The following is a 13,377-nucleotide window of genomic DNA, read 5'->3' as shown; positions in this document are numbered from 1 at the left end:
GCTTGTTACGGATTAAGAATTATAATGTCATTTAGCAGCGTTTCATTAGTGGCCAAAAACACATCAAATTTCATTTGCATAGAGGAAGGCGGCACAGAGAATTGGTTACATTGTGTTGCTATTTCCTGTTGTTCTTCCGCAGAAAAATTCATGGGTTTCCATTGAATAAAAAAATACTGGTTAGATTCTTTGCCATTGGGCGGGGTGCGGTGGCCGGCATAGCGCCAAAAATCATATACTTGGTCGTTTTTATTGAGTACATCTTCCCGAAGAGTTTCATTTTCCCACGGAATGACAAATGTGTTTTCTTGCGCTTGGATTTTGTTTACCAGTTCGGAACGCGCTTGTAATTCTTCCGGCAATTGTTCGGTAGTGTAAAAATTAAATAAAACATACTCTTCCCCGATTAAATCGGGTACGTTACGCGTATCGCCTTTTTCCCCTAAATGGGCACTGCCTGCATAAGTAATGATGATGTCATAAAACGGGCTGAGCGCCTTAATATAACGAGCCCACTGGCGGTTACGTTGCAAGACGCCCCAATCTGAGCGAAATAGGAAATCACGCATGCATTCTTGAAGATAAGTAATATGTTCGGATCTACTTATCATGCATGCATCTAAAAAAGTGCTATATTGTTGTTCCACTTCCGGTAATTTATCTAATGAAATATTTAGTTGTTTCGCCGCGTCTTCCGGAAAGTTCCAGCAGTATTGCAAGGATTGTGTATATTCCGAAATCATTGTTTGAAGATTTTGATAAGAAGGTAAAATATCGGGATTATATTGGGTTAAAATATGTTGTATTTGCGAGTTATCAAACGGAGTTTTAATAATTATATCACCGACTTTGATGGCTTCTTCTGCGGAATATAAAGAATCATCAAGCCCCAAGATATCTATATTGTTTTTGTCACTTGCCGTTACAAGTTGTGCGTACTGCTCTATTGTTTGAAAGGGACGATTTTTATCGTGTGCAAATCGGATAGGAGTTTTTGCGGAGTCCGTATGTACGGCAAATTCCGTAGCCAATAAAATACGGGCATCGGGGTTGGCCTTGCGTACTTGTTGAAGCAAATAGGCAACTTCGGTCGGGATATCTTTTGTTTGGTGGTCGGACGCGTCTGATACATAAATGTATTTGACGCCCTTGGCTTCTTTTACATAATCAAGACGGAATTTTCCCCATAGAGTTCTGCCCAGATTCTTTGTGAATTGCAGACAGTCGGTATCATATTGGTGGTATAACAGATTAAGAGAATTTTCCATGTCTGCTTGTTCGGCTTGTTGGACTTTTTGATTTTGGGCTAAAAAGTAAGACCAATCTTTTTGTTTCGGGGAAATAAACACTTCATCGGCCAAGGCCTTGCGGATCTGTTCTTCACGTGTGGGGGCCGTAGCACTTTGGCGGGCCAGTTCTTCCGATAAGACATCTGACAGTTGGGGATGTTTATTCCCCCTAACTATGTTGATGGATTGGGCATTTGCCGGGGATAAGACGAAACATAAAAAAGTTAATAAAAATAGTTTTTTCATACTTACAGTATAAGAACAACAAACAAGATTGTCCAGGGACTTTAGACCTATTTGAAAATAGGTCCTGTACTACTTTATTTTAGGGCTCAAAAAAGGTATCCTATATGTATATTTTCTTATAGGAGATTTTATGGCTCAACAACCCTTTTTGGAACGTATTTTAATTTCGGAAGAACAACTTGCTACGCGGGTGCAAGAACTCGGCCGGCAAATTTCGGCCGATTACCGGGGCAAGAAACCGTTGTTCGTCGGTATTTTGCGTGGGTGCATTTTATTTTATTCCGATTTAATTAAGAACGTAAGTGTGGATTGCACGCTTGATTTTATGTGTTTGTCCTCTTATTCCGGCACCAGCAGCACCGGGCATGTGCGCACGATGCTGGACTTGCGCGAAAGTATCCAAGACCGTCATGTGATTATTGTGGAAGATATTGTAGATACCGGACTTACCTTGGAATATTTGCAAAATCACTTAAAAGACCGTGGCGCCGCCAGTATAGAGATTTGCTGTTTGTTAGATAAACCCGCCAACCGCAAAGTAGAAGTTCATCCCAAATATGTCGGGTTTACGATTAAAGATGAATTTGTCATCGGTTACGGATTAGATTATAACGAACTCTACCGTAATTTACCTTATATTGGAGTATTTAAAAAACAATGAAAAAGAAAAATCCGAACGTCCGCAGTTTAATTTCCTATAAACAAATTTTCGGTTGGTTAGCCGTCTTTTTGTTGATGGTGCTGATTTTCAATAAATCGGGTGAAAAACAAGCCGTATTAGATTATTCCGAATTTAAGCAAAAAGTAGCAGCGGCGGAAGTGTCGGATTTGACGGTGGGGCAAGGGGATATTGCCGGTTTATATAAAAATGCCGAAGGGAAATTTGTTCCGTTCACGACGGTTCGTATGGAAGACCCTAATTTGGTGCAAGAACTTTCGGCAGCAAAAGTAAAATACAAAGCCCAACCCGATCGCAGTTGGGTAGGAAATATCCTGTTTAATATCGGGTGGATTATTTTACTCGTGGCGGTCTGGTGGTTTATTTTCATTCGTCCGCAACGAAACGACGGTAAAAGCGCGCTTAATTTTGCCCGTTCCAAAGCCAAAATGCAAGACCCGTCCCAGCAAACCGTCACGTTTAAGGACGTAGCCGGGTGTGACGAAGCCAAAGAAGAATTGGAAGACGTTATTAAGTTTTTGAAAAATCCCAAAAAGTTCCAAAAATTAGGCGGCAAATTGCCTAAAGGGGTTTTGTTATACGGGGCGCCGGGTACCGGAAAAACGTTACTTGCCAAAGCCGTAGCGGGGGAAGCCGGCGTATCTTTCTTTTCTGCGTCTGCCTCTGAATTTGTGGAAATGTTTGTGGGTGTCGGTGCGGCGCGCGTGCGCGATTTGTTTGACCAAGCCAAGAAAAATTCACCCGCTATTATTTTTATTGATGAATTAGATGCCGTTGGGCGCCGTCGTTTTGCCGGAATCGGTGGCGGACATGACGAACGCGAACAAACGCTTAACCAACTTTTAATTGAGTTGGACGGGTTTGAAAGCAAACAAGGTATTATTTTAATGGCCTCTACCAACCGTCCCGACGTATTAGACCCGGCGCTTATCCGCCCCGGACGTTTTGACCGCCATATTTCCGTTCCGGCTCCGGATTTGAAAGGCCGCGAAGAAATTTTAAAAGTACACGCTAAAAAAGTGAAACTCGGCGATGATGTGGACTTAAAACAAGTGGCTAAAGGAACGCCCGGTTTTGTGGGGGCTGATTTGGCCAACGTCATTAATGAAGCCGCTATTTTAGCCGCGCGCAATGATAAAGAGGCCGTAGGACAACCCGATGTGGAAGAAGCCATTGAACGCGTGATTGCCGGACCGCAAAAGAAAAGCCGCATTATTTCCAAACACGAGCAACACGTTATTGCCGCGCACGAATCGGGGCATACTATTGTGGCGCGCTTAACCAATCACTCCGACCCGGTACACAAAGTAACGATTATTCCGCGCGGACAAGCACTCGGTTATACGTTACAACTCCCGCTGGAAGATAAATTCTTAACCAGCAAATCGGAATTGTTAGACAAATTGTGCATTTTGCTCGCCGGACGTGCCGCGGAAGAAATCGTTTTCGGCGAGATTACTTCCGGCGCCAGTGACGACTTAAACAAAACCATGTCTTATGCGCGCAAAATGGTAATGGAACTCGGCATGAGTGAAAAACTCGGTCCGATTGCGCTGCCCAACGGGGAAGACGGAGAAGTGTTTTTAGGGCGTGATTTGTCGCGTCATACTACTTTCTCGGATGAACTTGCACGCACTATTGACGAAGAAATTTTAAGTTTGATTAATCAATCGTATGCCCGCGCTAAAGAAATTATTACGCAACATCGCGAGGGCTTTGATAAATTGGTGGCTACGCTTTTAGAAAAAGAAGTGGTAGAAGCCAATGAAATTGATGAAATTTTAGGTTTAGTACCTGCGGCGGCTCCCGAAGTACAACCGTCGCAACCAGAACCGTCTGAACCAGTCAAACCGGCACCGAAGGCGTCAAAGGCCGTCAGGCCCCAGGCTCAACAAGCGGACTTGTTTGAATAATACAGACGGGATAAAATTAAGCTTGCGTAAAACAGGTGCAAGCGAAGGAAGGAATCCTATGGGAAAGTATTTTGGAACCGACGGAGTGCGGGCAGTGGCCGGCCAATTTCCGCTCGTAGATGATTTTATTGAAAAACTCGGCTATGTTGCTTTGCGCCAATTGCAAGCCTTTTGCCCAAACAGCCAATTAAAACCGCAAGTAATTATCGCACAAGATTCACGCGCGTCCGGCCCTGCTATTTTGGAATCCTTGCAAAAAGGAATTCGTGCCAGCGGCGCAAATGTGATTAGTGTGGGTATTGCCCCGACGCCTTGTGTGGCGTATTTGGTCAAAAAGACAGGCAGTTTATGTGGTGTTGTTATTTCGGCCAGCCACAACCCGGCCGAATTTAACGGCATTAAGTTTTTTACCAATAGCGGCACAAAACTCCCCGAAGAATTAGAAAACGCGATTGAGCAAGAAATTGAAACCTTATCTTCCGTCCCTTTGCCGAAAGGCACTTTTACGCAAGATGAAACATTAGTCAAACTCTACGAACAATTTTTGATGTCTACCGTGGATGCCGGTTTGTTAAAAGGTACGAAAATTGTGTTAGATTGCGCCAACGGAGCCAGTTATAAAGTAGCGGTAAATGTGTTTACGGGGCTAGGTATGAACGTAACCGTTACCGCCGCTAAACCCGACGGTACCAATATCAATAAAAATGTAGGGGCACTTCATACGCAGTTCATGCAAGAATTGACCGTAAAAGAACATGCGTTTATGGGCTTTAGTTTTGACGGGGATGCGGACCGCGTGATTGCTTCCGACGAAAAAGGCCGCCAATTAGATGGCGATAATATCATTGCATCTTCGGCATTATGTATGAAAGAGCAAGGCCTTTTGAACGCCAATAAAGCCGTTTTAACGATTATGGCTAATTTGGGATGTATCAATTATCTCAAAGAAAACGGAGTAGATGTTACCCTTACGACCGTGGGCGATAAGTATGTTTCCGAAGCGTTGGAAAAAGAAAATCTGTCTATCGGCGGGGAAACATCGGGCCATATTATCTTTAGACAATTTGCCAATACCGGCGACGGTATTTTATCGGCGTTGCAATTCTTACAATTTGTTAAACGCTCCGGCAAACCGGCCAGTTTCTTTACCGACCAATGGAAACGCTATCCCAGCAAATTGCGCGCGGTAGTTGTCAGCCAAAAGCCGCCGCTGGACAGTTTGCCCGGGTTTTGGCCTGCTGTAAAAGAATTGGAAAATACGATGAACGGTAAGGGCCGTATCGTGGTACGTTATAGCGGGACTGAGCCGAAACTACGTATTTTAGTAGAAGGCGAACAAGAAAATTTAGTGAACCATGTCATCGATGAAGTAGAGAAAATCTACAAAGCCAAAACGGAGGTGCTCTAATGAGTTTGAAATTAGGAGTCAACATTGACCATATCGCTACTTTGCGCCAAGCGCGTCAAGAAGCATTCCCCGATCCGGTGGATGCTGCCGCCGTTTGTTTAAGTACCGGTGCCGATTATATTGTTGTTCACTTGCGTAAAGATGCACGTCACATTAACGAAAAAGATGTGGCCCGTTTGTGCAAAAATTTTCCCGGTAAAATTCATTTAGAATGTTCGTGCGCGCCGCAGATGGAAAAAGTGGCGTTAAAATACAAACCCTACTCCGTTTGCATCGTGCCGGAAAAACCCGGTGAGGTCACTACCACCGGCGGGCTTAAATTTACGCCCGCGGTGTGCAAGCAGTTAGCCAAGATGATTGAACACTTGCACAAAAAACATATTTTAGTCAGTTTATTTGTCAGCCCGGACGCGGCCGATATTCGTACGGCTGCCAAACTCGGCGCGGATATTGTAGAACTTTGCACACGCGATTATGCCGAAGCAACCACCGCCGCCAAAGCCCGCAAATTACTGCAAGATTTGGCACTTTCTACCTTGCTCGCTAATGAGTTGGGGTTGGAAGTTCACGCCGGACACGGATTGGATTATCACAATGTGCTTGCCGTAGCCGATTTGGGCGGCATTGCTTGTATGAATATCGGTTTTTCCATTATTACGCGGTCTTTATTTGCCGGTTTGCCTACCGCGGTTACCGAAATGAAAGATCTTTTATAAGGAGTCGCTATGTGCGGAATTATTGGCTATATCGGTAAGAAAAATAGCGTAGGCTATATCATTGACGGACTTAAAAAATTAGAGTACCGCGGATATGATTCGGCCGGGGTTTCTATTTTACAAGACGGCAAACTTGTCACCGTGCGTGCCGTCGGAAAAGTGGCCGAGTTGGAAAAAGCAACTTTACAGGTAAGCCCCAGGGGTACGCTCGGGATCGGGCACACCCGTTGGGCCACACACGGCAAACCCAGCGAAGAAAATTCCCACCCGCATACCGATTGTTCCGGTGAAATCGTTGTTGTACATAACGGTATTATTGAAAACTATTTAGTGTTGCGCGAGCAACTTACTGCGCTGGGGCATCGTTTTAAAAGTGAAACCGATACCGAAGTAATTGCCCATCTTATTGAAGAAAATTTGAAACATGTTCGTTCCGGCAAAGAGGAAGAACGGTTATTAAAAGCCGTTCAAAAAACAAATAAAGAAATTTCCGGTGCGTTTGCTTACGGCGTCATTTGGACACATACACCGGACTTGCTAATCGGTGTAAAAAACCAAAGCCCGCTGGTGGTGGGCATCGGAAAGGACGAGAATTTTTTAGCCTCTGACGTTCCTGCTTTTTTGCAACATACCAATAAGGTTCTCTTTTTAGAGGAAGGGGAAATCGTTTTACTCCGTGCCGGCCAAGTAACGGTTTTGGATAAAAACGGGGATGAGAAAAAACCCAAACCCACTAAAATTTCCTGGGATCAAAAAACCGCTCAAAAGGGTGGTTATGATCACTTTATGCTCAAAGAGATTTACGACCAACCGCAGGCGTTGGAAGATACCTTGCGTACGGCCCGTGCCGATTTCGGCAAAATTTTAGGATTAGATACTACCGCAATGCGCGGGCTCAAACAAGTTCATATTATTGCGTGCGGAACGGCGTATCATGCCGGGCTTGTAGGTAAATACTACATTGAGCAATTTGCGGGAATTCCGGTAAGTGTGGATTTGGCCAGCGAATATAAGTATCGCACGATTCCGCACCAAACCAAAACGTTGGCTATTGCCATCAGTCAGTCGGGTGAAACGGCTGATACGATCGGTGCTATTAAAAAAGCCAAAGAGTTTGGTTTTCGTACACTTGCCATTTGTAACGTATTAGGTTCTACGCTTACGCGCACCTGTGATAGCACCTTCTTTACGCATTGCGGGCCGGAAATTAGCGTAGCCTCTACCAAAGCATTTACCAGCCAAATTACGGCGATGTATGCCCTGGCCATTACATTGGGGCTGGCCAATGGCAATTTAAGCAAAACCGCATTTGATAAACTGTATCGCGAACTATTGCGATTGTCCAAATCTATGGGTGAAACGGTTAAAATGGAATATACCGTCCGCCATTTGACGCGGAAAATCTACAAGGCTGATCGGTTTATCTTTTTAGGCCGTCATGTTAATTTTCCGATTGCTTTAGAAGGGGCCTTAAAACTCAAAGAAGTTTCTTACCGGGCCGCAGAAGGATTTGCCGCGGGGGAAATTAAACACGGTCCTATTTCGATTATTGAAAAAGGTACCCCGGTATTTATGCTGATGCCGCAAGACGGTTTGTTTGAAAAAATGCTCTCGGCTTGCCAAGAATGTCGCGCACGCGGAGCGTTTGTGGTAGCCATTACTACGCCCGGCGGTGAAGCACAAGCCAAAAGCGTGAGTGATAAAGTTTTTGTGGTACCGCAGACCAGCGAATTTTTACAACCGATATTAAATGTTGTACCGCTACAATTTTTGGCGTATTGGATAGCCAAACGGTTGGGGTGTGATATTGACCAACCGCGCAATTTAGCCAAAAGTGTAACCGTAGAATAATTTTTATGAAAAAAATTACCCGCTCTGTTGTTGCGCGTTTGTTGCCTGTGCGTGCGTCAGATGCACACAAAGGGAATTTCGGGCGCGTATTGGTAGTGGCGGGATCGCGCAGTATGTGCGGGGCGGGGCTTTTATGTGCTAAAAGTGCACTCAGCGCAGGAGCCGGGCTTGTATATTGGGCGTTGCCGCAAACCATGCAGCCAACATTTGCCGCCGCATTACCCGAAGTGATCACGCTCCCTTTAGCGGAAACGAAAAACGGGGAACTGTCCGCGTCGGCGTGGCCCACATTAAAAGCATTTATAGCACAAGTTCGCCCGTCGGTAATTGTAATTGGGCCCGGAATGGGAAACAGCCCGCTTTTACGACAGTTATTCGGCGCATTAAATGTGCCGCTTGTGATAGATGCAGACGGCTTAAATAAGTTGGCTACGTTAACGCCGAAAAAATTTTTACAACCGGTTATTTTTACGCCACATCCCGGCGAAATGGCCCGTTTATTGGGGACGGGTGCGCCGACAGAACGCCCGACACAACTGATGCAATTTTTACAAACGCGTGGCGGAGTGTGCGTATTAAAAGGTCATCGCACTTTGGTCGGTACACTGGTGCAAAAAACGCCTGAGATTTGGGAAAATACCTCGGGCAATGTCGCTTTAGCCAAAGGCGGAAGCGGTGATGTGTTATCCGGTATTATTGCCGGGCTATGGGCCCAATTGGGTACAGCAAGCGGCTTTTCACAAACGGCAATAGTGGCCGCTGTGTGTGGTGTATATATACATGGGGCGGCTGGGGAAACGGTTGCCTGTGATAAATCGGTGTATGGCGTATTAGCGTCGGATATTGTGGCGCAAATAGGGCCGGTGATTAAACAAATTTTACGGGAGAGAAAATGACGATCTTATATATTGTGCTTATTAGTTTAGGTGTTATTGCGCTACTTGTGTTGGGAACTGTATTATTTTGTATCCATACGGCTAAAAAAGTCTTGCACCCGATTTCCAAACGCAAGCCTTTAGATGCTTGGCCCGACCAATTCAAACTGCCTTACGAAAATGTTACGTTTCGTACGGAAGATAAAGTGCAACTGAAAGGGTGGTTTATTCCTGCTCCGGAAGAATCGGAAAAAACGATTATTTTAATGCATGGCTGGGGAATGAACCGCGCCGATATTTTGAAAAATACCTATTTCTTGCATGATTTAGGTTTTAACTTATTTTATTTTGATTTCCGCGCATTAGGTGAAAGCGGTGGTAAAACCAGTTCTATCGGATACTTAGAATTAAAAGATATTACCGCGGCCATTTCGTTTTTGAAAGAAACACGTCCGCAATTTTGTGCTAAATTAGGCTTATACGGATTATCTATGGGCGGCATGGTGGCTATTTGCGAAACCGCACATAACCCGGATATTTCATGTGTGGTGGCGGAAGCGTCTTATTATTCGTTCAGGCGGGTGGTATCGCGTTGGGCGTGGGTCAAACGGCGCGTGCCGTATTTCCCGTTGATGGCGATTGTGCTGCACTACGTTCGCAAACAATTAGGTGTTAATCCCGAACGTTTTAGCCCCAAGTTTAATATTTCTAAAATTTCGCCGCGTCCGATATTGTTAATTCACGGACGCTACGATAATCTAGTCCCCGCGGCGCAAGCAAAACTACTTTACAAACATGCGGGCGAGCCTAAAGAAATTTGGCTCGTGCCCGGTGCGAAACATACTCAATGTGCCGAAATCGGGGGCTATGAATATAAACAGCGACTCGCCGATTTTTTCCGCAAATATTTATAATACAAACCCGCTTCGGCGGGTTTTTGCTATGATACAACTTGTTATTTTTGATTTGGACGGAACGCTACTTAATACATTAGACGATTTGGCTTATGCCGCTAATGCGGCGTTGGCATCGTGCGGATTTGCGTCGCGTTCTTTGCAGGAAGTACAAGCGTTTATCGGAAACGGGGTGGAAAAATTGCTCTTTCGCACCTTGCCTGACGGACAAAAAACGCCGGAAAATTTGGCACGTATGAAACGTGCGTTTTTAGATTATTACTTCGCGCATCTTTGGGAACATACCCATCCGTATGACGGTATTACGGAAGTGCTTACGGCATTACAAACGCGTGGCATACAGTTGGCGGTAGCCTCTAATAAATATTTTCCGGCAACGGAAAAATTGCTGACTCATTTTTTTGCACATATCCCTTTTGTGGCCGTGTTGGGCCAACAGGAAGGAGTAGCACTAAAACCCGACCCGGCCATGGTGCATACGGTTTTGTTGCAAGCACACGTCAAACCGGAAAATGCCTTGTATGTGGGTGATTCTGATGTGGATATGCAAACGGCTCGTAATGCGGGTGTGCATGCGTGCGGAGCATTGTGGGGCTTTCGCCCGCGCGAAGTGTTGCAACAATATCATCCCGAATATCTGATTGAAACTCCCCGCGAATTACTCTCTGTTATTCCCTAGATGTTTTCGCATACGCGGCGAATGTATTTGGCCGCGTGTTTTTTGGCATCGTTTTCGTTTTTGGCAAAATCAATGAGAGCGGCAACTGCCAAATCGGGTAAATTTTTCTGTCGGAAATTTTCCGCTTGCCCGCAAATAAATAAAACCGGTTTTCGGTATTTTTGGGCAAGGGCCAATACAGCCCCCGGTGCCTTGCCGTAAAAAGTTTGTTTATCTAATTTTCCTTCGGCCGTGATAACCAAATCAGCCCATTTAATTTGTTTCTCTAAACGGGCTTTTCGGAAAAGTTCTTCTGCGCCTAAACAGAGTTTCGCCCCGAAACAACCATATAGTCCGGCGGCAATCGCACCTGCCGCGCCGGTACTGGGAATGCGGGAAATGTTTTTGTTTAGTTCATGTTGTAAGGCACGCGCCCAAACGGTTAAGGCGTGTTCTAAAATTTTTACTTGTTTGGGGGTGGCCCCTTTTTGCGGGCCAAAAACACGCGCTGAACCAAGGGGGCCTAACAAGGGGTTTTTTACGTCGGCAATTCCGATGATTTTTACGCCCTTAAATTGTTTTTTAAGAGAGGATAAATCTATCTTGTCCAGTTTTAATAAGGCTTGCGCACCGGGCGAAATGACGCGTCCGGTTTTATCTAATAACCGCGCCCCACAAGCCACGCTCATGCCCGCTCCGCCGTCGTTAGTGGCTACACCGCCCAGCCCTACGTAAATGGTTTTAGCCCCATGTTTTACGGCGGATAAAAGGACTTGTCCTACTCCGTAAGAAGATGCCCCAAGCGGATCTAATTCGCTTTTTTGGGCGGTGCCAAGACCGCAAATTTTAGCCGTTTCCACGACGGCAGTTTTGCCGTCTGATAACAATAGAAACGGAGCGCGTTTGTTTTTTAAGAAGGCATTTTTAGCAGGTACTAGTATAGTTTTTGCGCGGGGATCCAGTGTCTTAAAAAAATCTAAAAGACCGTCTCCGCCATCGCAAACAGGGTACATTCTGACATGGTAATGTGGAGCAAGCGTACGGGCGATAATTTGCCCGGCTTGTTTGGCACAAAGCGAGCCTTTTAATGTATTAGGCAACACTAGAATTTTCATTAAAATTTCCAAGAGAGTTGGACTTGAAATACCGTATTAGACGTAGCCGATTTTTTCAGTTCGTCTTTGCGTGAGGCAAATACTTGGCGCACTTCGGCCCCCAGCATTAAATCGTCCACCCACGTTTCCACACCAAGGCCCACCGAGCCGGACGGCCCGTTGGAAGAAAGGCTGTTGCTAAAGGCCGTGGCGCCGGGGGTGTTGTCGTTTTTTATACCGTGATAATTAAGAGATAATGCTTCGTATTGTGCGGCCGCGGTAAAATAAAAAGCAAAACGGCTGTTTGGATTGATGTAATAGTTAGCGGCGGCCCCGAGAGAAAGCATGCTTCCGCTGGAGCGTATTTCATAGATATCGGTGCCGTCTTGCAAGGTAAAATCATTGTTGGGGATGCTGGTAAACGAGAGCACCGGACCAAGCCACAAGTTGCTTTCTTTAATTCTCCATAAAAATTTGCTGGAAACCGCCACGCCCGTTCCACCCATATCCAACGGATGGTTGCTAATATCTAACGTGGTTGAACCGACAGGGAGCGTTTCGGCTGCTTGTAAGTCCAACGTGCTGCCACCAATTTGTACGGCAAAATATTTATTAAAATTTTTTTCTATGCGTTTGGTAGGGGCGGGTTTTTCTTTCTGGGGTACGTTTTTTTTTGCGGTTAATTCTTCTTTAGCGGCAGCCGCATATTCCTGTTGGGAAATGTTACCTGATTTTACATTTTTCAAGAAGGCTTCTTCGTCCGATAACGGGCGGGGGGCGGCTTGTTGTACTTGGGCCGAAGGGGTAATTACTTGCCCGCCGACAACGGTGGCATTTTTGGCGGCGAATGCTTGGTCAATATCTGCATCAAACGTCAGCCCGCCTTGGGTTACTTGTCCGGTGGCCGCGGTGGCTTGCGCGGCAACTGCGGCGGCTTGGGCTTGTTGTTCATGGGCGATTTGTTTCTCCACAAATTCCTGTTGGGCGTTTTGTCCGCGGTTGTAATCATACGCTTCAATGGAAACAATTTGCGGCATATCTACATTAACGGTCAGGCCGTCATCGGTTTGGAGTTTTAAATTAAACTCATCCATATCTAAAATCACGCCGATAAGTTGGGTGCCACCTTTAAGAATTAAGCGGTGTTTATCGGGCAAGATTTGTTCAATATCGCGTTGGTTAAGGGTAATGTTGCCGTATGAAGTAGCCAGATTGAGTGTATATTCGGTTTGTGATAAAATAGAGCCGCTAATCAGCGTGCCGTCTTTCATTTTTAAGGTTTCGGCATGAGCGGTTAAAACGGTAAAAAGAAAAATAAAAAATAAAATTGATTTTTTCATACGGTTTAATAAAAAGACAAAAAGGGCGCGTTTGTGCCGCGCCCTTTGGTAGATTATTTGTTTTCTTCGGCGGCAGGTTCTTCTTTATGCGCCCCGCAGCAGCAAGGTGCAACTGCGTGTTTAATGGCGGCTAGTGCTTTTAAGATTTTGTGCATGGTTAAGAACATGACCGCGGCGGCCAAATCACTAAGCGTATAGGTAAATAAGGCGCCAACGATTTCTTTTCCGGTCATACCGGGTAACATTAAAATAGCAACAGTTTGGTAAATGGCAAACACAGTCGCTATGTAAAATAATACTAAGAAAAGTATAGATAAACCTTTTAGGCATAGCCAGTTGTGCGGCCACCATTTTGCACATTTGCAGCATTTAGACATATTCATTCTCCTTAAGT

General features: G+C 45.3%; 12 protein-coding genes. 8 read left to right on the top strand and 4 right to left on the bottom strand.

Features of this window, described 5'->3' with window-relative positions; translation table 11 throughout:
* Window positions 1–5: 5 nt before the first annotated feature.
* Window positions 6–1,535 carry a hypothetical protein gene (locus ACQY3H_RS02775; protein ID WP_428074628.1) on the bottom strand — a complete coding sequence of 510 codons (1,530 nt, stop codon included), beginning with the start codon at window positions 1,533–1,535 and terminating at the stop codon, window positions 6–8.
* Between the two features lie 130 nt (window positions 1,536–1,665).
* On the opposite strand from ACQY3H_RS02775, the gene hpt reads away from it, so the two are divergent.
* Genes hpt through ACQY3H_RS02735 form a run of 8 tightly spaced genes read left to right on the top strand, consistent with a single transcriptional unit; the run spans window position 1,666 to window position 10,570 of the window.
* Window positions 1,666–2,196 carry a hypoxanthine phosphoribosyltransferase gene (gene hpt / locus ACQY3H_RS02770; protein WP_428074626.1) on the top strand — a complete coding sequence of 177 codons (531 nt, stop codon included), beginning with the start codon at window positions 1,666–1,668 and terminating at the stop codon, window positions 2,194–2,196.
* Entirely contained in the window at window positions 2,193–4,127 is a 1,935-nt protein-coding gene (gene ftsH / locus ACQY3H_RS02765; RefSeq protein ID WP_428074624.1) for an ATP-dependent zinc metalloprotease FtsH, read from the top strand. Before hpt ends, ftsH begins: the two co-directional genes overlap by 4 nt.
* 58 nt (window positions 4,128–4,185) lie before the next feature.
* Entirely contained in the window at window positions 4,186–5,535 is a 1,350-nt protein-coding gene (gene glmM / locus ACQY3H_RS02760; RefSeq protein ID WP_428074622.1) for a phosphoglucosamine mutase, read from the top strand.
* A complete protein-coding gene (locus ACQY3H_RS02755; protein WP_428074620.1) occupies window positions 5,535–6,251 on the top strand; it encodes a pyridoxine 5'-phosphate synthase in 717 nt (238 codons plus the stop codon). Before glmM ends, ACQY3H_RS02755 begins: the two co-directional genes overlap by 1 nt.
* Window positions 6,252–6,260: 9 nt before the next feature.
* Window positions 6,261–8,102: a glutamine--fructose-6-phosphate transaminase (isomerizing) gene (gene glmS, locus ACQY3H_RS02750; protein ID WP_428074618.1), complete on the top strand. Its 1,842-nt coding sequence runs from the start codon at window positions 6,261–6,263 to the stop codon at window positions 8,100–8,102.
* A gap of 5 nt (window positions 8,103–8,107) precedes the next feature.
* A complete protein-coding gene (locus ACQY3H_RS02745; RefSeq protein ID WP_428074616.1) occupies window positions 8,108–8,998 on the top strand; it encodes an NAD(P)H-hydrate dehydratase in 891 nt (296 codons plus the stop codon).
* On the top strand, window positions 8,995–9,891 hold the full coding sequence (locus tag ACQY3H_RS02740; protein WP_428074614.1) for an alpha/beta hydrolase: 897 nt from the start codon (window positions 8,995–8,997) through the stop codon (window positions 9,889–9,891). The genes ACQY3H_RS02745 and ACQY3H_RS02740 overlap by 4 nt, the downstream gene beginning before the upstream one ends.
* Window positions 9,892–9,919: 28 nt before the next feature.
* Window positions 9,920–10,570 carry an HAD family hydrolase gene (locus tag ACQY3H_RS02735; protein WP_428074612.1) on the top strand — a complete coding sequence of 217 codons (651 nt, stop codon included), beginning with the start codon at window positions 9,920–9,922 and terminating at the stop codon, window positions 10,568–10,570.
* Here the strand turns inward: ACQY3H_RS02735 and ACQY3H_RS02730 are convergent.
* The 3 genes from ACQY3H_RS02730 to ACQY3H_RS02720 are packed head-to-tail and all read right to left on the bottom strand — an operon-like array spanning window position 10,567 to window position 13,360.
* Entirely contained in the window at window positions 10,567–11,664 is a 1,098-nt protein-coding gene (locus ACQY3H_RS02730; RefSeq protein WP_428074610.1) for a glycerate kinase family protein, read from the bottom strand. The two genes, ACQY3H_RS02735 and ACQY3H_RS02730, sit on opposite strands and share 4 nt — an antisense overlap.
* Window positions 11,664–12,983 carry an outer membrane beta-barrel protein gene (locus tag ACQY3H_RS02725; protein WP_428074608.1) on the bottom strand — a complete coding sequence of 440 codons (1,320 nt, stop codon included), beginning with the start codon at window positions 12,981–12,983 and terminating at the stop codon, window positions 11,664–11,666. The genes ACQY3H_RS02730 and ACQY3H_RS02725 overlap by 1 nt, the downstream gene beginning before the upstream one ends.
* 53 nt (window positions 12,984–13,036) lie before the next feature.
* Entirely contained in the window at window positions 13,037–13,360 is a 324-nt protein-coding gene (locus ACQY3H_RS02720; RefSeq protein ID WP_428074606.1) for a hypothetical protein, read from the bottom strand.
* Window positions 13,361–13,377 lie beyond the last annotated feature (17 nt).

This window comes from Candidatus Avelusimicrobium luingense (genome assembly GCF_902757105.1).
GTDB classification, from domain to species: domain Bacteria; phylum Elusimicrobiota; class Elusimicrobia; order Elusimicrobiales; family Elusimicrobiaceae; genus Avelusimicrobium; species Avelusimicrobium luingense.
This window is presented reverse-complemented; position numbering and strand designations above follow the sequence as displayed.